Origin of the sequence: Mesorhizobium sp. C395A, assembly GCF_030323205.1 — a bacterium.
In the GTDB taxonomy this organism is placed as follows: domain Bacteria; phylum Pseudomonadota; class Alphaproteobacteria; order Rhizobiales; family Rhizobiaceae; genus Mesorhizobium.
Genome location: NZ_CP100473.1, coordinates 2560577 through 2578296, shown reverse-complemented (window position 1 = coordinate 2578296; position 17720 = coordinate 2560577). Strand labels below are relative to the sequence as shown.

At 63.3% G+C, this 17720-nt stretch carries 17 protein-coding genes, 1 other RNA gene and 1 pseudogene; 12 read left to right on the top strand and 7 right to left on the bottom strand.

The window, feature by feature from the left end; all coding sequences use genetic code 11:
- Positions 1 to 69 precede the first annotated feature (69 nt).
- Positions 70 to 4023, top strand: coding sequence for an AsmA family protein (locus tag NLY37_RS12790; RefSeq protein ID WP_023741676.1), 3954 nt, complete (start codon positions 70 to 72; stop codon positions 4021 to 4023).
- 7 nt (positions 4024 to 4030) lie between these two features.
- Here NLY37_RS12790 and NLY37_RS12785 read toward each other — a convergent pair whose 3' ends face one another.
- The 4 genes from NLY37_RS12785 to NLY37_RS12770 all read right to left on the bottom strand — a co-directional run bounded on the left by NLY37_RS12785 (position 4031) and on the right by NLY37_RS12770 (position 5832).
- The gene (locus NLY37_RS12785; protein WP_023712463.1) at positions 4031 to 4252 is read right to left on the bottom strand and encodes a ribbon-helix-helix domain-containing protein; all 222 of its coding nucleotides are present in this window, start codon (positions 4250 to 4252) and stop codon (positions 4031 to 4033) included.
- A gap of 13 nt (positions 4253 to 4265) precedes the next feature.
- Complete coding sequence (locus NLY37_RS12780; protein WP_023667420.1) at positions 4266 to 4460, bottom strand: DUF4169 family protein; 195 nt, start codon at positions 4458 to 4460, stop codon at positions 4266 to 4268.
- Between the two features lie 18 nt (positions 4461 to 4478).
- Entirely contained in the window at positions 4479 to 5018 is a 540-nt protein-coding gene (locus tag NLY37_RS12775) for an SspB family protein (protein ID WP_023741675.1), read from the bottom strand.
- Between the two features lie 130 nt (positions 5019 to 5148).
- Entirely contained in the window at positions 5149 to 5832 is a 684-nt protein-coding gene (locus NLY37_RS12770; RefSeq protein WP_023690901.1) for a TetR/AcrR family transcriptional regulator, read from the bottom strand.
- 191 nt (positions 5833 to 6023) lie between these two features.
- On the opposite strand from NLY37_RS12770, the gene NLY37_RS12765 reads away from it, so the two are divergent.
- Entirely contained in the window at positions 6024 to 7229 is a 1206-nt protein-coding gene (locus tag NLY37_RS12765) for a multidrug effflux MFS transporter (RefSeq protein WP_023667417.1), read from the top strand.
- Between the two features lie 212 nt (positions 7230 to 7441).
- On the opposite strand, the gene ssrA is transcribed toward NLY37_RS12765, so the two are convergent.
- Positions 7442 to 7800: a transfer-messenger RNA gene (ssrA, locus tag NLY37_RS12760) on the bottom strand.
- 168 nt (positions 7801 to 7968) lie between these two features.
- On the opposite strand from ssrA, the gene NLY37_RS12755 reads away from it, so the two are divergent.
- Both NLY37_RS12755 and NLY37_RS12750 read left to right on the top strand, forming a co-directional pair.
- On the top strand, positions 7969 to 8280 hold the full coding sequence (locus NLY37_RS12755) for a DUF2853 family protein (RefSeq protein ID WP_023668323.1): 312 nt from the start codon (positions 7969 to 7971) through the stop codon (positions 8278 to 8280).
- A 341-nt stretch (positions 8281 to 8621) separates the two neighbouring features.
- Positions 8622 to 9416, top strand: coding sequence for a thymidylate synthase (locus NLY37_RS12750; RefSeq protein ID WP_023682098.1), 795 nt, complete (start codon positions 8622 to 8624; stop codon positions 9414 to 9416).
- A gap of 11 nt (positions 9417 to 9427) precedes the next feature.
- Here NLY37_RS12750 and NLY37_RS12745 read toward each other — a convergent pair.
- Positions 9428 to 9627: pseudogene (locus NLY37_RS12745) on the bottom strand (TOBE domain-containing protein).
- Positions 9628 to 9783: 156 nt separating this feature from the next.
- On the opposite strand from NLY37_RS12745, the gene modA reads away from it, so the two are divergent.
- The 4 genes from modA (at position 9784) to NLY37_RS12725 (ending at position 12821) form a co-directional block, all read left to right on the top strand.
- On the top strand, positions 9784 to 10581 hold the full coding sequence (gene modA / locus NLY37_RS12740) for a molybdate ABC transporter substrate-binding protein (RefSeq protein WP_023735950.1): 798 nt from the start codon (positions 9784 to 9786) through the stop codon (positions 10579 to 10581).
- 15 nt (positions 10582 to 10596) lie between these two features.
- Positions 10597 to 11301 carry a molybdate ABC transporter permease subunit gene (modB, locus tag NLY37_RS12735; protein WP_023667413.1) on the top strand — a complete coding sequence of 235 codons (705 nt, stop codon included), beginning with the start codon at positions 10597 to 10599 and terminating at the stop codon, positions 11299 to 11301.
- Complete coding sequence (modC, locus tag NLY37_RS12730) at positions 11298 to 12410, top strand: molybdenum ABC transporter ATP-binding protein (protein ID WP_023741674.1); 1113 nt, start codon at positions 11298 to 11300, stop codon at positions 12408 to 12410. The genes modB and modC overlap by 4 nt, the downstream gene beginning before the upstream one ends.
- 69 nt (positions 12411 to 12479) lie before the next feature.
- Positions 12480 to 12821: a winged helix-turn-helix domain-containing protein gene (locus NLY37_RS12725; RefSeq protein ID WP_023667411.1), complete on the top strand. Its 342-nt coding sequence runs from the start codon at positions 12480 to 12482 to the stop codon at positions 12819 to 12821.
- A 202-nt stretch (positions 12822 to 13023) separates the two neighbouring features.
- Here the strand turns inward: NLY37_RS12725 and cobF are convergent, their stop codons facing one another.
- Entirely contained in the window at positions 13024 to 13797 is a 774-nt protein-coding gene (cobF, locus tag NLY37_RS12720) for a precorrin-6A synthase (deacetylating) (protein WP_023741673.1), read from the bottom strand.
- A gap of 147 nt (positions 13798 to 13944) precedes the next feature.
- Here cobF and NLY37_RS12715 point away from each other — a divergent pair, with 147 nt between their 5' ends.
- The 4 genes from NLY37_RS12715 to hflC all read left to right on the top strand — a co-directional run bounded on the left by NLY37_RS12715 (position 13945) and on the right by hflC (position 17717).
- Positions 13945 to 14967 carry a DUF4424 domain-containing protein gene (locus NLY37_RS12715; protein ID WP_023741672.1) on the top strand — a complete coding sequence of 341 codons (1023 nt, stop codon included), beginning with the start codon at positions 13945 to 13947 and terminating at the stop codon, positions 14965 to 14967.
- Positions 14967 to 15485: a dihydrofolate reductase gene (locus tag NLY37_RS12710; protein ID WP_023667408.1), complete on the top strand. Its 519-nt coding sequence runs from the start codon at positions 14967 to 14969 to the stop codon at positions 15483 to 15485. Before NLY37_RS12715 ends, NLY37_RS12710 begins: the two co-directional genes overlap by 1 nt.
- 145 nt (positions 15486 to 15630) lie before the next feature.
- Positions 15631 to 16740, top strand: coding sequence for an FtsH protease activity modulator HflK (gene hflK / locus NLY37_RS12705; protein ID WP_023682090.1), 1110 nt, complete (start codon positions 15631 to 15633; stop codon positions 16738 to 16740).
- Entirely contained in the window at positions 16740 to 17717 is a 978-nt protein-coding gene (gene hflC / locus NLY37_RS12700; protein WP_023668332.1) for a protease modulator HflC, read from the top strand. The genes hflK and hflC overlap by 1 nt, the downstream gene beginning before the upstream one ends.
- The last annotated feature ends 3 nt before the right edge of the window (positions 17718 to 17720 follow it).

Genomic DNA, 17720 nt, shown 5'->3' with positions numbered 1-17720 from the left:
ATTGCCTCTTTATCGACACGCTGATGCGGGTAGAGTGCGGCTGACTTTCAATCAACCCGTTCGGAGCTGATGCTCGCACGCCTGTTCGTGATCTTCGGTGGCTTGTTTGTGCTGGTGCTGGTTGCGGCGCTGGTGGTGCCGTATTTTGTCGACTGGACCGGGTACCGCGCCCAATTCGAGCGCGAGGCGAGCGCCATTCTCGGCCGCAAGGTGACGGTGCAAGGCGACGCCACGGCGCGGCTGTTGCCGTTCCCCTCGGTGACCTTCTCAAACGTCACGGTCGCCGGCGGCCCCGGCGGCCAGCCGGCAATGACCGTCGAGACCTTTTCGATGGACGCGGAACTGGCGCCGTTCCTGCGCGGCGAAGTGCTGATTTTCGACATGCGGCTGGTGCATCCGAAGGCGACGATCGACATCGCCGATAACGGCACGGTCGACTGGGCGATACGGCCGTCCTCGCCCTTCGATCTCAACCAGATCTCGATCGAGAAGCTGACGGTGACGGAGGGAGAAATTGCGCTCCGCCATGCCGCAGGCGGGCGCAGCCATCTGATTTCCGATATCAATTCGACCATCTCTGCCAAGTCGCTGGCCGGGCCGTGGCGCATGGACGGAACGTTGCTGCTCGACGGACTGCGTTCGACTGTTGCGGCTTCGACCGGCAAGGCCGAAGGCAGCGGCCAGATGCGGCTGAGGCTCAAGGTCGATCCCGATGCCTATCCACTGGTCATCGAAACCGACGGCAATGCCGGCATCGTCAATGGGGCTGCCGTCTATTCCGGCCAGTTCAAGATTTCCGGCAACGACAAGAATTCGGCTACGCTGCGCGGCAGCGATGGTGAGGTTGTCGAGATCAATACGGGCAAGGTCAGCGCCGGCAAGCCCGATCCGGGCTTCCGGCTGAACGGCAAGTTCTCGCTTGATCACCAGAAGCTCGGCGTCGACGAATTCCGCTTCGAGACCGGGCCGCTCGACAATCCCTACACAGCCGACGGCAAGGCTTCGGTCGATCTCGGCCTGAAGCCGAACTTCGCAATCGAGGCCAATGGCGCGCAGGTGCAACTGGACGAGGCGGTGGGTGCTGAAAAGGGCGCCGGCCTGACGCTGGACCAGCGCATTGCCGGGATCGAGCAGGCGCTGCTCGAACTGCCGAAGCCGAGCATCCCCGGCACTGTCGAGGTCAAGCTGCCGGCGGTGGTGGCTGGCGACACCACGGTGCGCGACGTGCATCTCTCGGCCGAGCCGGTCGAGGGCGGCTGGTCGGTGAAATCGCTGGCCGCGACCTTGCCCGGGCGCACGACGCTGGAAGCCAGCGGCATGCTCAGCGTAACGGATCATTTCGGTTTCAGCGGCTCCATGCTGCTGGCGGTGGCGCAGCCTTCCGGCTTTGCTGCCTGGTTGTCCAAAGATGTCGACGAGGCGATCCGCCGGCTGCCGGCCGCCGGCTTCAAGGCCAAGGTGGACCTGTCGGAGAAGCGGCAGGCGTTCAGCGACCTCGAACTGATCCTCGGCAAGTCGAAGTTCACCGGCCGCATCGATTCCAGCCAGCCCGACGACGCCAAGTCCTCGGTGCTGATGCGGCTCGAGGGCGGCGAACTCGATGTCGACGGGCTGACGGCCTTCGCCTCGATCTTCGTCAGCGACAAGGGCGCCAACCGCTTTTCCGACCGTGACCTCGATTTTCAGATCAAGGCAGGGCCGGTCAATGCTGGCGGGCTCACCGCCGACACGGTCGATACCGCGCTCCGGCTCCGCGACGGGCTGCTCGAAATCGACCGGCTGTCGATTGGCGGCCTTGCCGGCGCCTCGATCAGCGCCACCGGCCGGATCAAGGATTTTCCCGCAAGCCCGACCGGCAAGCTCGATGCCTCGGTGGTCGCCGTCGATCTGAAGCCGCTGATCGACATTGCCGCGCAACACTATCCCGACAATCTGATGCTGAAGGGACTGGCTGGCCGCACGGCCGCCTATCCTGAACTGTTCCAGGACGCGCGCGTCGATCTGGTGGCGAGCGCCGCCGACAATGGCGACGGCACCACCGGGCTGGCGGTGAGCGGACAAGGCAAGGCCGGCGGTTCGGCCTTTTCGGCGTCGCTGTCGGGCAAGGGGGCCGTAGGCCAGTTGCTTGACGCGCCGGTGACGCTGACCTTCAACGCCAAAAATCCCGACGCCACGGCGCTGCTGGCGCTCTACGGCCTGCCGGCGCTGCCGCTCGGCATGCTCGGCCAGGCAAGCACCGATATTTCGGCGAAAGGCACGCTCGGCGGCGGCCTGGCGACGAGCTTCAATTTCGCCGCCGACGACTTCAAGGCAACGTTCGACGGCACCGTTGCTCAGACACCGCAAGGCACCACCGCCAAGGGCAAGATCGGCCTCGACGCCTCCGACATCGAGCCTTGGCTGATGACGACCGGCGCCGGCCTGCCGGGCATGGGAACGGGCACCTCGACCTCGCTCAGCGCGGATGCCGATTTCGGCAGTGGCCTGCTGGTGTTGAGCGGTCTCAGCGGATCCATCAACGAGTCGGAGATTTCGGGCGACGTCAACATCGATGCGAAGCAGGGGCTGCCGCATTTTGCCGGTGCGCTGGCGCTCGACGAACTGGACCTCGACCCGATTGCGGTTGCGCTGTTCGGTGACCAGTCGTTCCTCAGCAGCAACGCGAACTGGCCGACGGCGCCATTCAGCCAGAAATCCAGCCTGCCGTTCAGCGCCGATCTCGATCTGACGACGGCGACGCTTGCCGCCGGACCGCTGGCGACAGCCTATGATGCGTCGCTGTCATTGAAACTGGACCAGGAAGGCATCCGCGTTTCGGACCTGAAGGCAAAACTGCTCGGCGGCGCGCTCACCGGATTGTTCGAGTTGAAGAACACAGACGGCACGGGGCTGTTCTCCGGCCAGATGAGGCTTGCCGGCGCCGACCTGGCGACTGTGCTGCCGGCTGCCGGATTGAGTGGCAACGGCGATTTCTCGACAGGGCTGTCGACCAGCGGCAAATCGGTCGACGCGATGATTGCCGCACTCTCCGGCTCGGGCACGGCGGCGCTGAAAGGCCTCACCATTGCCGGCGTCAATCCCGATGCCTTCGGCGCGTTGATTGCCAAGGCCGATGCGATCGGGCGCGACATCGACACAGCAAAGACCGCGGGCTTTGCACCTGAGATCGCTGGCGACGGCAGCTTTGCTGCCGGCGATGCCGACATCGCCTTCACGGTCGCCGGCGGCACGTTGCGGGCACCACCGATCAAATTCGAAAACCAGGCGGCGACGCTGTCTGCCGACATCACGGCCGACCTCAACACCGGCACCGTCGCCACCAAGGGCGCGGTCACCTACAAGCCTGGCGACGAGGCGCTGGTCGGCTCCGATCCGACGGTCAATTTCAGCGTCGATGGGCCGTTCGGGGCGCTGAAAAAGCAGTTCGACAGCGAGCCGCTGGCGCAATTTTTGACCCAGCGCGCGCTGGAAAAGGAGCAGCAGCGGGTCGAGGCGATGCAGGCCGCACTGCTCGAGAAGCAGCGGCTGCGGCGCGAGGTGCGCTATTACGCCGCCCTGCAGACCGAGCGCGACAACGCCGCCGAGGAATTGCGCAAGCAGGAGGAAGCGGCACGGCTCAAAGCCGAGGCCTACGCCAAGGCGAAAGTGCAGGCAGATGCGAAGGCACAGGCCGAAGCGGATGCCAAGGCCAAGGCGGATGCCAAAGCAAAGGCCGATGCCGATGCGAAAGCGCAGGCAGAGGCTGACGCCAAGGCCAAGGCGGATGCGGACGCGAAAGCGCAGGCCGAAGAGCAGGCTGCCGAAGACGCCGCCAAGGCCGAGGACGAACGGAAGAAGGCCGAACAGGCTCGGATCGCTTCGCAGGAAAAAGCCAGGCTGGAGGCCGAGCGCAAGGCTCAGGAGCAGGCGCCGAAGGTCGACCGCTCACTTCCCGGCGTCAGTGACGGTTCGGCCCCGGCGCCGCCGAAGCCCAGGACAAATCCGTTCTCGGTCGACAATTTGCTGAAGTCGCTGGGCAATTAAGAACCATTCAGACGGCGTCGCGCTTGGCCCAGTCCAGCACGTGGAGCCTGAGCGCCGAGGACAGATTGGCATCGCGCGGTCTTGTCTCGTCGATCTCCGCGACCAGGGCAGCAAGGGTCAGCTTGCGCGCGGCGGCGATGGCGACGAGATCGTCATAAAAGGGTTTTTCGAGGGAATAGCTGGTGCGATGGCCGCGGATGGTCACGGAGCGTTTTTCGACCGGGCTCACCGCAGGCGGTCCATCAATCGCCCTGGTCTTCCGGGCGTTCGCGGCGGTGGCCGGCGACGAATTTTTCGGCCTTGTCCGATGTCAGACGGTCACGAGTTCTTTCGGCTTTGGAACGGCCGTGCAGAGCGCGGTTCTCGCCGGCGAGCTTTTCCTTTTCGGTGCGCGCCTTCTGCTTGCGGACCTGGCGAAGGTTGACGATCTCGCCCATGTCGCGCCGTCCGTCCCGCTACTTCTTGCGGAAGGCGTCGAGCGACACGACGTCGGCGCCCTTGCCGGCATCGGCCACGGCGGGCTTTTTCTCCGCCTCAGTGGTAGCTGCCTTCTTCTCGGCCTTCGGCTTTTTCTCGGAGACGATAGCCAAGGGCTCGGCAGCCGGCTGGGCGGCTGCATCGTCTTCCGCCGGGACGTCGGTCTTGACGTCGAATTCGAGTTCGAAATTGACCGATGGGTCGTAGAAGCCGCGTACGGCCGAGAACGGGATTTCCAGCTTCTCCGGCACGTCGGAGAAGGACAGCCCGACCTCGAAGCCGGTATCGGTCACCTTGAGGTCCCAATACTGGAACTGGATGACGATGGTCATCTGTTCGGGATAGCGCTCGCGCAGCCTGGAGGACACCCGCACGCCCGGCGCGCCGGTCAGGAATGTGATGAAGAAATGATGATTGCCGGGAAGGCCGGTGCGCGCGACTTCGGCCAGGACCTTGCGCATGACGCCGCGCAACGCCTCCTGGGCCAGAATGTCGTAGCGGATGTGGTCGTCGGCCATGTGCTGGTCGGGTTCCGTTGAATCGTCCGCATAGCTGTAATCAAGCTTGAGCGCGGCGTAAACCGGATATAGATCGCTGATGCGCCGAAGCGAAGCCCGTAACGGACGATTTGATCGCCGGCTTTGACGTTCAGGCGCTGGCCAGCTGTTTTTCCACCGCTGCCGCTGATCTGCGCTTGCCGAAGGCGCGCAGGAATGTGCGCACGCCGTGGGTCGCGGATTGCAGCACTTCATCTTCCGACGGCATGCCGCCGAGCATGAAGGTGGTCTGCAGTTCGGCATTTGCCAAGGCCAGGAACTGGCGCGCGGCGACATCGGGATCGTCGACCGCGAGATGGCCGGCATGGGCGAGGCGGGCAAAACGGGCGGCAAGTGCGGGCCAGGTCCGGCCCGGCCCCTGGTCGCGCCATTCTGCGAAGAGCTCGGGATAGCGCTCGCCTTCGGTCTGGATCAGCTTGCGCAGGAAGCGTCCGTCGCGGTTGCAGATGCAGTTATGATTCAGGCGCACGGCAAAGCCGATCAGGTCGGCTTCCAGATCCTTCGGCTGGTCTGGGAAAGAGGCGAAGGTGGCGAAGATGCCGGCGTTGCAGCGCTCCGTCAGATCCCGCACCACAGCCATGAAGAGCCTTTCCTTGTCGCGGTGGTGATTGTAGATGGTCTGGCGCGAAACGCCCGCCTCCACCGCGATCAGGTCGATATTGGCGCCGGCAAAGCCTTCCCGGCAAAAGACCGAAGCCGCCGCATCGATAATCGACATACGCTTGGCCTCGTGGCCGCGTGGCGGGAAAATGTCAGGAGAAACGGCAAGCTTCATGGAAATCTATATAGAGGTGATTGACGAATTAGACAAGGCTGTCTAAATTTGTGGACACAATAAATGGGAATGAATTCGCTCCGTAGAGACGAATAATCTCTCTCTGAGCCGTCGGATTTCAACGGGATGGAACGTCCTAGGGTTAGTCGTCGCGTTGGCGGCGCCAACCAGACTTGAAAGAAGCCTTTATCATGAGTCCCAAATTCCTCCGCATCGCGGTCGTGCTCGGCCTGTTGTCCGCTATCGGCCCCTTCGCTATCGACATGTATCTGCCGGCGTTGCCTTCGATCGGCGAGGATCTGCATGCCGGCACCGCCGCCGTTCAGATGAGCCTTTTGATCTTCTTCCTGTCGATGGGCTTCGGCCAGATCGTCGTCGGACCGATCTCCGACATGGTCGGCCGCAAGCTGCCGCTTTACGGCGGCCTTGCGCTGTTCATGGTCGGCGGTATCGGTTCGGCCATGAGCCCGACCATCGAATGGCTGATCGCCTTCCGCTTCCTGCAGGGACTGGGCGCCAGCGCCGGCATGGCGGTGCCGCGCGCCATCGTGCGCGACCTGCACACCGGCACCGAAGCCGCCAAGCTGATGTCGCTGCTGATGCTGGTGTTTTCGGTGTCGCCGATCCTGGCGCCGCTGACCGGCAGCCAGATCATCGAGAATTTTGGCTGGCGCGCCGTGTTCTGGACGGTGACGGGCGCGGCCCTGCTGGCCACCATTCTGCTGGCGACCTCGCTGAAGGAGACGCGGCCGGCGGAAGAACGCGTCGGTTCCTCCTTCGGAACCGCACTCGCCGGCTATCGCTTCCTCATGGGTGATCGCAATTTCCTCGGCCTGGTGGCGATCGCCGGCTTCGGCATCGCCAGCTTCTTCGTCTACCTCTCGAGTTCGTCCTTCATCCTGATCGACCATTACGGGCTGTCGCCTTCCGTCTACAGCGTGTTCTTCTCGATCAATGCGGTCGCCTTCATCGGCATGTCGCAGCTGACGGGACTGCTGTCGGAGCGCTTCGGGCTGAAGCGCGTCGTCTGGGTGGCGGTGACCGGCTATGCCACGACGATGGTGGTGCTGTTCGCAGTCATGGCGACCGGCGTCGACCGGCTCGATGTGATGGCGGCACTGCTGTTCGTCGGCTACGGCTTCCTCGGCCTGGTCATCCCGACGACGTCGGTGCTGGCCATGGAAGAGCATGGCGAGATCGCCGGCACGGCCTCGGCGCTGATGGGCACGCTGCACTTCGCCATCGGTGCGCTGGCGATGGGCGTCGCCGGCATCTTCTTCGACGGCACGCCGCTGCCCATGGTGGCCGGCATCACGCTCTGCGCCGTAATCTCGTTCACGCTGGCCAAACTGACGCTCGGCCGCTCGCGCGAAGCCGTTGAAGCGCCGGCCGAGTAAGCTGACCGCAATCGACCGGAAAGGCCGGGTCATCCCGGCCTTTTTCACGTCTGGGGTAATCCGGCCCCGGCCAGAACCACGGCCTTCGACCGACGCCAGCGGCAAATTGCACCAGCTCATGGCTCAATTTGGTGTAGGCTTCGCGGCCCATCGTCATGCGAAATCCGGCCAGCGGCAGCCGGCATTGAGCGTACGATATCGAGGAGGGGAGAAGTGGAGGTTTCTGTTGCCAGGTACCTCCGAACCCCGCCTAGAAGTGCGAACCTCTAGGGCTTGATTTGAAGCTATCGCACCGCTTACGCGGCGAGACGTGCTTCCGCATAGTTGTCATTTGCAACTACAGGTTTAGCCCGATGACGGTGGTACCATGCCGGGCAAAAGTACGATCTTTACACCTTCGTCGATCCTATTTCGCCCCCAGCAACAGCCGCTCTGATCACAGAGCGGTTCTTGGTGGAGGCGCCGGGTACCGCCCCCGGGTCCGAACGGCTTATTACATCGCCCATTTATCGCCATAGTCGGTCAAGCCGACAAAACGAATATAGGGGGCGGGCGCACAAAATGAAAGGCCGCAATGACACTTCTTGGCCGCACCAAACTGCGGCGCCGAGGGTTGACTCGCGCGCGGTCTCAACCGAAGCTTTGCGATGGTGAGGAGTATCGACCGAGCGCACAAGTTGCGGCAGCGCGCCACAGCCCTCATCGATCGGATCCCGTGGCGCCGACATGGGGAAATTTGATGGCCGATTATCTCGCAGACGTGAAGAAATACGACGCCGCCGCAAATGCCGATGTGGTTGCCAAGATTGTGAAACATCTGGGCATCGCGCTGCGCAACCGCGATTCCTCGCTGGTATCCTGCACCGACCCCAAGGAATTGGAGCGCGTCAAGACCAACTGGGTTGCCAAGAAACTCGGCGTGACCGACGGGGCGAAAGCCGACTCAGCGATCGAGAAGACCTGCAAGGCGTTGGCCGCCGACAGCTCCAAGAGCCGCGTGACTTTCTACTATCTGGTCGCCAAGGATCTGGGCAAGCTCGGCTCTTTGTAGAGATTATTGCCGATAGGCAGAGCGCGCGTTTGATTTTGCTCCTCACCGGAGGTCAGCACCGCCCCTCATTGCCCTGCCGGGCATTTCTCCCCGTATAGTGACGGGGAGAAATGGCTGACCGCAGCCTTGGCTCTCTCTCTCGAACAAGCTTGTGATTGGCGAAACCGCTGATGACAGCGCCCCTCTCCCCGTCCCTATACGAGGAGAGGATGCCGGCAGGCAGGTGAGGGGCAGCGCCACCTCTTGAGAGATGGGGCAAGCCGCGTTCTGGTCCCTTTTGCTGTGTTCGGCCGGCGGCCAGTCGGTTATGATGGCGGTAACCCCGAATCGAGGCGAAGCCGATGCGCCAGTATCTCGACCTTTTGCAGCATGTGCTGGACAATGGCGCCGATCGTGGCGACCGCACGGGCACCGGCACGCGTGGGGTGTTCGGGTACCAGATGCGCTTCGACCTGTCGCGCGGCTTTCCCGTCACCACCACCAAGAAGCTGCATCTGAAGTCGATCATCCATGAACTCCTGTGGTTCCTGGCCGGCGACACCAACATCAAATACCTTAGAGATCATGGCGTTTCGATCTGGGACGAATGGGCCGACGAGAATGGCGATCTCGGCCCGGTCTATGGCAAGCAGTGGCGCTCCTGGCCGGATGGCCATGGCGGGTCGATCGACCAGATTGCCAATGTTCTGAAGGAGATACGCAGAAATCCGAATTCACGCCGGCTGATCGTTTCGGCGTGGAACCCGGCCGAAGTGGAGGCGATGGCGCTGCCACCGTGCCACTGCCTGTTCCAGTTCTACGTCTCGGAGGGCAAGCTGTCCTGCCAGCTCTACCAGCGCTCGGCCGACATTTTTCTCGGCGTACCCTTCAACATCGCTTCCTACGCGCTGCTGACCTTGATGGTGGCGCAGGTGACCGGGCTGAAGCCCGGCGAGTTCGTCCATACGCTGGGCGATGCGCATCTCTATTCCAACCATTTCGAGCAGGCGCGCGAGCAATTGCGTCGCACGCCCAAGGCGCTGCCGACGCTGTGGATCAATCCGGAAGTGAAGGACCTGTTCGCCTTCCGCTTCGAGGATTTCCGGCTGGAAAACTATTTTGCCGACGCGTCGATCAAGGCGCCGATCGCGGTCTGATCCGCCCACCTTCAATCAATGCCGACCATGACGCCCGATGCCTTGATCACGGCATAGGCCTGCTTGCCTTTTTCGAGCTCGAGATCGGCAACGGCCTCGTTGGTGATCGAAGCGGTGACGACTGAGCCGCCGACATCACCGCGGACAGGCGAGGTGCTTTGGCGATCTCGACGATCGTTCCCTTGAGGATGTTGCGGGCGCTGATCTTCATCGGAGTTCCTTTCCGGGATTTCGGTGCACGTCCAAACCACAACAATCATGCCGAACATACGCTTTCGCAGGAGGCGGCCTTCCCTTGTTATATTCATCCAGATATATCGGTCGGCAGGAGTCGAGCCAGCAGATTTCAAGCCCAGGGAGAGTTTTCATGTTGGGGCACAAAGGTTTTGGTTTGAGGGCGATCGCGATTGGCGGCTTTGCCGTAGCTCTGATGGCCGTGATGCCGGCGGCTCACGCGGGAGACAAGGTGATCGTGTTTGCCGCAGCCAGCCTCAAGGACGGGCTCGACGCCGTCACCAAGGCCTGCGAAGCCGATGTCGGTGAAGCGGCGACCGTCTCCTACGCCGCGAGCTCGGCGCTGGCCAAGCAGATCGAAAGCGGGGCGCCCGCCGATGTGTTCATCTCGGCCGACCTCGACTGGATGAAATATCTCTCCGACAAGAAACTGACCAAGCCGGACACCGAGGTGAAACTGCTCGGCAACCACATCGTGCTGGTGGCGCCGAAGGATTCCAAGGTCGAAACCAGGATCGAGAAAGGCTTCGACCTCGCCAAGCTGATCGGCGACGGCAAGCTCGCCATGGGCGACGTCAAGGCGGTGCCGGCCGGCAAGTATGGCAAGGCGGCACTTGAATCGCTCGGCGTCTGGTCGTCGGTCGAAGGCAAGGTGGCGCAGGCCGAGAATGTGCGCGCCGCGCTGAAGCTGGTTTCAACGGGCGAGGCCGCGCTCGGCATCGTCTATGCCACCGACGCGCATGCCGACAAGGGAGTCAAGGTGGTCGGCACCTTCCCGGAGGATTCGCACCCGCCGATCATCTATCCGGTTGCCCAGACCACCGATTCGAAGGACAAGGATACCCCGGCTTTCCTGAAGTGCCTGCAGTCCGCCAAGGCGGTGGAGCTGTTTAGGGATCAGGGTTTCACCGTGCTCACGCCGAGCAATTAAGGTAGCGGCTGACGCATGAACTGGCTGCTGGACCTCACTCCCGACGAATGGAATGCGGTCCGGCTGTCGATCAAGGTGGCGACGGTGGCGATGCTGTTCAGCCTGCCGCCGGGCATCTTGATGGCGCTTTTGCTGGCCCGCGGAAAATTCTGGGGCAAGACGCTGCTCAACGGTGTGGTTCACCTGCCGTTGATCCTGCCGCCGGTGGTGACAGGTTATCTCTTGCTGCTTACCTTCGGCCGGCGCGGGCCGGCGGGAGCGTTCCTGGCCGAGCATTTCGGCATCGTCTTCTCGTTTCGCTGGACCGGCGCCGCACTGGCCTGCGGTATCATGGGCTTTCCCCTGATGGTGCGGGCGATCCGGCTGTCGATCGAGGCGGTCGACCGCAAAATGGAGGCAGCGGCGGGAACGCTCGGCGCCAACCCGATTTGGGTCTTCGCCACCATCACGCTGCCGCTGATCCTGCCCGGGCTGATCGCCGGCTCGATCCTGTCCTTCGCCAAGGCGATGGGCGAGTTCGGCGCCACCATCACCTTCGTCTCCAACATTCCCAACGAGACGCAGACGCTGCCTTCGGCGATCTACACCTTCACGCAGGTGCCTGGCGGCGATGACGGGGCGCTCAGGCTGACGCTGATCTCCATCGTCATCTCGATGGCCGCATTGGTCGCCTCGGAAGTGCTGGCGCGGCGCGTCGGCCGGCGGATGGACATCGAATGAGCGTGCTGGTGGACATCAGCCATCGGCTCGGCGGTTTCGCCGTCGACGCGCGTTTCGAAAGCGCCGGGCGGCTGACGGCGCTGTTCGGGCCATCGGGCTCCGGCAAGACGACGCTGATCAACGTGATCGCCGGCCTGATCCGGCCGACCAAGGGCCGTATCGCGGTCGACGGCTGTGTGCTGGTCGACACCGATGCCGGCATTTTCGTGCCGAAGCACAAGCGCCGGATCGGCATGGTGTTCCAGGACGCGCGGCTGTTTCCGCATATGAGCGTGGCCGGCAATCTGCGCTATGGCCGCTGGTTCACGCCACCGGCGGAGCGCTATGCGGATGTCGACGCGGTCGTCGAACTGCTCGGCATCGGTCCTCTGCTCGACCGGCGACCGGCAAAGCTCTCGGGCGGCGAGAAGCAGCGCGTGGCGATCGGCCGGGCGCTGCTTGCCAGCCCGAAACTGCTGTTGATGGACGAGCCGCTGGCCTCGCTCGACGATGCGCGCAAAGCCGAGATCCTGCCCTATATCGAGCGGCTGCGCGACGAGACCAAGCTGCCCATCGTATATGTCAGCCACTCCGTCGCCGAGGTGGCGCGGCTGGCCAGCGACGTGGTGGTGATGGCGCAAGGCAAGGTCGCTGCCTCAGGCCCGACCGGCGCGATCATGCAACGGCTCGAATTGCTGCCGGCGGAGGAACGCGGCGAGGGCGGCGCGGTTCTCGACACCAAGGTGCTGCGCCATGACGAGATCTTCGGGATGACCGTGCTCGGCTCGGCGGCGGGGGAAATCCGGGTGCCGCAATTGGCGGTCTCGGTCGGCGCGCCTGTGCGCATCCGAATCCGCGCCCGCGACGTGATGATCGCCACCGAACAGCCGAAAGGTCTCAGTGCGCTCAACATCCTGCCGGGCGCCATCGTCGCAATCGGCTCGGGCGAGGGGCCGACGGTCGAAATCGGCATCGACTGCAATGGCGCAACCGTGCTTGCGCGCATCACCGAACAATCCAGGCAGGTACTGAACCTTCAACTCGGCGGCAAGGTGTTCGCGGTGATCAAGACGGTCAGTTTCGACCGTGCCAACACCGGCGCCGGGCTGCCGGCCGAAGCGGATGGCTGATAGCCGCTATATCGTTTTGGAATAGCGCTATGGGTCGAGAGGGGCTAGTGTGACTGTGGAGGACAAGAGATGCCGTCGCTGAGCCTGCGGATAAATCTCGATCCGGACGGGCGCATAGGTCCGGGCAAGATCGAATTGCTGGAGCAGATCGCCACTTTCGGCTCGATCTCGGCTGCGGCACGCGGCATGGAGATGTCCTACAAGCACGCCTGGGATCTGGTGGAAGATATGAACCGTGTGTTCGGCAAGCCACTGGTCGCGGCGCAGACCGGCGGCAAAAAGGGCGGCGGCGCACAGCTGACCTCAGTTGGCCTTGCAGTTGTCAGCCGTTTTCGCGCTATCGAGCGCGCTGCGGCGGCAGCGGCGGCCACGCATATGGACGCCTTGCAGGCGGAGATCGATGCTGGGTGAGGGTTGAAGCTTGCGATCCGTCACACCCCCCTCTGTCCTGCCGGATATCTCCCCCGCAAGGGGGGAGATCAGCTAGCCCGTAGACGGGCGCTAATCTGTTAGGCGATTGGCGAAATCCTCCGTGACGGCCAATCTCCCCACTAGAGGGGGAGATGTCCGGCAGGACAGAGGGGGGCGCGAAGGAACTCGACCTTTGAGCGCGCTATTCCTCGGGCTCTCCTGCTTTACGCAGCAGATAGGTGTCCATGATCCAGCCCTTTCTTTTCCGGGCTTCTTCTCTCGTCCTCTCAATCTCCTCGCCGACATCACCCAGGCGACCGGAAACGATGATCTCGTCCGGTGTGCCGAGATAGGCGCCCCAATGGATGATCAGATCCTTGTCTGCCAGCGTGTTGAAGGCGCATTTGCCGTCGAGCATGACCACGGCGCTGCCGGCATTGTGCGGCATGCCTTGTTCGGCGAGGCGGCGGCCGGTGGTGATCAGCACGGGGTCGCCGATGCGGTTCAGCGCCATCTTGTGGCCGGCGGCTAGCGCCTGGACGGCGGTGATGCCGGGAATGACCTCCAGTTCGAATGCGACATTGCCCCTCAGTCGTACGCGCGCGAGGATGCGCAGCGCGCCGTCATAGAGCGAGGGGTCGCCCCAGATCAGGAAGGCGCCGCAGCCGTCCTCGGCAAGTTCGTCGCGGACTAGGCTCTCATAGATCTGGGCGATGGCCTCGTGCCAGTCATCGACGGTCGAGCGATAGGAAGGCGCCGGCTCGGCGCGCACCGGCACGTCGAACTCGACGCGGCGCGATTTCGGATTGCTGACGAAACGGTCGCAGATATGGCGGCGCAATTCGGCAAGGTCGTTCTTCTTCGCCCCCTTGTCGGGGATAAACAGGACGTCCGCCCGGTTTAGGCCTGATATGGCCTGCACGGTCATATGGTCGGGATTGCCGGCGCCGATGCCGATGACGAGAAGCTTGCGCATGACGCGAACTCCTGCCCGATCGAAACCTGTTAGTCCAGACCGCCGATTGGCGTGTCCAGACACTGTGGCGTCCTGCTGGGAGACGGAAGGCTTTGAAACGCCACATTGAAACGGCTAGGGTCGCGGCATTCTTGGCGAGGGGCTTCGATGTTGCAATATGTTCTGTCCGTAGCGCTGGCGCTTTTTGCCGTGCCCGCGCTGGCCAATGATACGACCGCCGAACTCGGCACAGGTGGCCTGATCCTGTCGCGTAGCGACGCGGTGTCGATGCAAAGCGAGGATCTCTATATCTCGCCGGAAAAGATCACGGTCGACTACGTCTTCCACAACAACACCGACAAGGATGTAAATGCCATCGTCGCTTTTCCGCTGCCGGACATCGAAGGCAATCCGGAGGAAATGCCGGCCATCCCGGAAAACCAGAGCGACAATTTCCTTGGCTTCGAGGTGACGATCGACGGAGCGCCGGCAAAGCCGCAGCTCGAGCAGAAAGTGTTCGCTGTCGGCATCGATATCGGCGCCGATCTGAAGGCGCAGAACGTGCCGTTCAATCCGTTCGGCGATGCGGCCAAGGCGGCCCTGGCGAAGCTGCCGAAAACGGTTGCCGAGGATTGGGAAAACCGCGGCATCATCATCGACGATACGGGCGGCGACGGTACCGAGGCGAACAAGGTCTATACGCCGTGGTGGCAGTTGCGCTCGACCTATTGGTGGCGCTCGACATTTCCGGCCAACAAGGATGTCCATGTCTCGCACCGCTACAAACCGAGCGTCGGCGGCACGTCATCGGTCAGTTTCTTCTATGACGGCAAGTTCTCCGAGGGCAGCCAATATACAAGCTACAAGACCCGGTTCTGCATGGACGACGCGTTCGAGGATGCGGTGCGCAAGGCGGCCAAGGACGATCCGGACGGTTATCCCAAGTTTTACGAGAACCGTATCGCTTATATCCTGACCACCGGCGGCAACTGGGCCAATGGCAGCATCGGCAAGTTCAAGCTAACCGTCGACAAGGGAAATCCGAAAGCGCTGATCTCGTTTTGCGGCGACAATGTCAAGAAGGTCGGGCCGACGACCTTCGAGACGGCGGCGCAGGATCTCTATCCCGAGCACAACATCGACATATTGCTTTTGGAGCCGTCGGATGACGGCGCCGGGGGAGCCAACTGATGGACGTCGCGATCTATGTCGCCATTGCGCAGAACGGCGTCATCGGGCGCGACGGCGGCTTACCGTGGCGGCTGTCCACCGATCTCAAGCGCTTCAAGGCCGATACGATGGGCAAGCCCGTCATCATGGGCCGCAAGACTTATGAAGGCATCGGCCGGCCGCTGCCGGGCCGATTAAACATCGTGGTGACCCGCGACAAGGCCTGGCGCGCCGAGGGCATAGAGGTGGCGCACTCGCTGGAGGCAGCGATCCAGCTGGCCACGGTGCGCGGGCGTTGCATGGCCGGCGTCGACGAAATCTGCATCATCGGCGGCGGCGAGATCTATGCGCAGGCGCTGCCGCTGGCAGACCGGCTGCACGTCACCCATGTGCTGGCGGCGGTCGATGGCGACGCGCATTTTCCCGACATCGATCCGGATTTGTGGCGCCTTGTCAGCGCTCAGGACGTTCCGGCCGGTGAAAAGGACAGCCATGCGACGCGCTATTCGGTTTACGAGCGACGCCGCGGCGTGCATTGAGACGATAAAAGGGTCGCGAACGTCCAAAACGGACATGCTCGGCAGCGGATCGCGTTGAAAGCGCATCGCTGCGTCCCTATAGAAGAACAACTGGATTTTGCGCCGCAACGTCGGCGCTGAGGGAATCCCAAGCGAAAGGACATTCATGCCCTGGAACGACAAGAGCGGCGGCGGCGGCCCATGGGGCGGCGGCGGCAACAATCAGGGACCCTGGGGGCAGGGACCGAAGGGGCCTAGCGGCCCGCCGGGGTCACCTCCCGATCTCGAAGACATCATCCGCCGCGGCCAGGACCGGCTGCGGCGCGCGCTGCCCGGTGGCGGCGGCGCCAGCCCGGCCGTCTTTGCGCTGATCGCAGCGGCTCTGATCGTGCTGTGGGCGTTCAAGGCGGTCTACACCGTGCAGCCGGACGAGGTTGCGGTCGAGCTGCGCTTCGGCAAGCCGAAGGCGGAGCTGTCGCAGCCGGGTCTGCATTTCCATTGGTGGCCGGTCGAAACCGTCGAGACGGCCAACATCGCCGAACAACTCGTCGATATCGGTGGTGGCGGCGCGACGAGCGGCAACTCGTCGGGGCTGATGCTTACCGGCGACCAGAACATCGTCAACGTGCAGTTTTCGGTGGCCTATCAGGTCTCCGATCCCCGGGCCTATCTGTTCGACGTCTCCGATCCCGAAGGCATGCTGCAGCAGGTCGCAGAGAGCGCCATGCGCGAAGCGGTCGGCCGGCGACCGGCCCAGGACATCTTCCGCGACGACCGTCAGGGCATCGCCGCGTCGGTGCGTGAAATCATCCAGACGACGCTGGACGGCTACAAGGCCGGCCTGAATGTCAACGCGGTTTCGATCGAGGACGCGGCGCCGCCGCGTGAAGTGGCCGACGCGTTCGACGAAGTGCAGCGCGCCGAGCAGGACGAAGACAAGTTCGTCGAGCAGGCCAACCAGTATTCCAACCAGAAGCTTGGCCAGGCGCGTGGCGCCGCGGCGCAGATCCGCGAGGACGCGGCAGCCTACAAGAACCGTGTCGTCCAGGAAGCCGAAGGTGAGGCGCAGCGCTTCATCTCGGTCTATGACGAATACGCCAAGGCGCCCGACGTGACGCGCCGGCGGCTTTATCTGGAAACGATGGAGAAGGTGCTGAAGGATTCCAACAAGGTCATCGTCGAACAGGGCAATGGGCAAGGGGTCGTTCCCTATCTGCCGCTGCCGGCACTGCAGCCGAAGGCGCCGCCGCCTGCGACCACGGGAGGAGCCCAGTGATGGCCAATCGTCTTCCCATCATCGCGGTCATCGCGGCCGTGCTTCTGTTCCTGCTCTACTCCTCGGTCTTCGTGGTCAACGCGCGCCAGCAGGCGCTCGTGCTGCGGTTCGGCGAGATCGTCGACGTGAAGAATGAACCCGGCATCTATTTCAAGGCGCCTTTCGCCTTCTTCGACGCCGACAGCGTGCAATTGATCGAAAACAGGGTGCTGCGCTTCGATCTCGATAACATCCGCGTCCAGGTTTCGGGCGGCAAGTTCTATGAGGTCGACGCTTTCATCGCGTACCGCATCTCGGATCCGCGGGTGTTCCGCTCCGCGGTGTCCGGTCAGATCACACTGGCCGAAGCACGACTGAGGACGCGTCTCGATGCGGCGCTGCGCCGTGTCTACGGTCTGCGCGACTTCGAGGCGGCGCTCTCGGAAGAGCGGGCCGTGATGATGCGCGAAGTGCGCGATCAGCTGCGGCCCGACGCCACCTCGCTCGGCCTGCAGATCGAGGATGTGCGCATCCGCCGAACCGATCTGACGGCTGAGGTTTCGCAGCAGACCTTCGACCGCATGAAGGCCGAACGTTTGGCCGAGGCCGAACGGCTGAGAGCGCGCGGCAAGGAGGCCGCGCAGCGCATCACCGCCCGCGCCGACCGCGAAGTGGTGGAAATCGTCGCCGAGGCGCGCAAGGAATCGGAAATCCTGCGTGGTGAAGGTGAAGCCCAGCGCAGTGCGACCTTTGCCGACGCCTACAAACGCGATCCGGCGTTCTTCGACTTCTACCGGTCGATGAATGCCTATGGCACGGCGCTGGACAACTCCGGGACGACGATGGTGCTTTCGCCGAACTCGGAGTTCTTCCGCTTCTTCCGCAATCCGGACGGTACGGACGCGAAGCCGGCGACACCTGCGGCTCCGGCGACGGCACCTGCCGCGCCGGCGACGGCACCTGCCGCGCCGGCTGCACAACCTGCACCCGCCCAGTAGGGC

Bases quoted from the DNA above. Each gene is read 5' to 3' on its own strand.
- hflC (WP_023668332.1), top strand. From the start codon at position 16,740: ATGGCCAATCGTCTTCCCATCATCGCGGTCATCGCGGCCGTGCTTCTG.
- hflK (WP_023682090.1), top strand. From the start codon at position 15,631: ATGCCCTGGAACGACAAGAGCGGCGGCGGCGGCCCATGGGGCGGCGGC.
- cobF (WP_023741673.1), bottom strand. From the start codon at position 13,797: ATGCGCAAGCTTCTCGTCATCGGCATCGGCGCCGGCAATCCCGACCAT.
- modC (WP_023741674.1), top strand. From the start codon at position 11,298: ATGAGCGTGCTGGTGGACATCAGCCATCGGCTCGGCGGTTTCGCCGTC.
- NLY37_RS12755 (WP_023668323.1), top strand. From the start codon at position 7,969: ATGGCCGATTATCTCGCAGACGTGAAGAAATACGACGCCGCCGCAAAT.
- NLY37_RS12710 (WP_023667408.1), top strand. From the start codon at position 14,967: ATGGACGTCGCGATCTATGTCGCCATTGCGCAGAACGGCGTCATCGGG.
- modB (WP_023667413.1), top strand. From the start codon at position 10,597: ATGAACTGGCTGCTGGACCTCACTCCCGACGAATGGAATGCGGTCCGG.
- NLY37_RS12775 (WP_023741675.1), bottom strand. From the start codon at position 5,018: ATGGCCGACGACCACATCCGCTACGACATTCTGGCCCAGGAGGCGTTG.
- NLY37_RS12715 (WP_023741672.1), top strand. From the start codon at position 13,945: ATGTTGCAATATGTTCTGTCCGTAGCGCTGGCGCTTTTTGCCGTGCCC.
- NLY37_RS12790 (WP_023741676.1), top strand. From the start codon at position 70: ATGCTCGCACGCCTGTTCGTGATCTTCGGTGGCTTGTTTGTGCTGGTG.
- NLY37_RS12725 (WP_023667411.1), top strand. From the start codon at position 12,480: ATGCCGTCGCTGAGCCTGCGGATAAATCTCGATCCGGACGGGCGCATA.
- NLY37_RS12770 (WP_023690901.1), bottom strand. From the start codon at position 5,832: ATGAAGCTTGCCGTTTCTCCTGACATTTTCCCGCCACGCGGCCACGAG.
- NLY37_RS12780 (WP_023667420.1), bottom strand. From the start codon at position 4,460: ATGGGCGAGATCGTCAACCTTCGCCAGGTCCGCAAGCAGAAGGCGCGC.
- NLY37_RS12750 (WP_023682098.1), top strand. From the start codon at position 8,622: ATGCGCCAGTATCTCGACCTTTTGCAGCATGTGCTGGACAATGGCGCC.
- NLY37_RS12765 (WP_023667417.1), top strand. From the start codon at position 6,024: ATGAGTCCCAAATTCCTCCGCATCGCGGTCGTGCTCGGCCTGTTGTCC.
- modA (WP_023735950.1), top strand. From the start codon at position 9,784: ATGTTGGGGCACAAAGGTTTTGGTTTGAGGGCGATCGCGATTGGCGGC.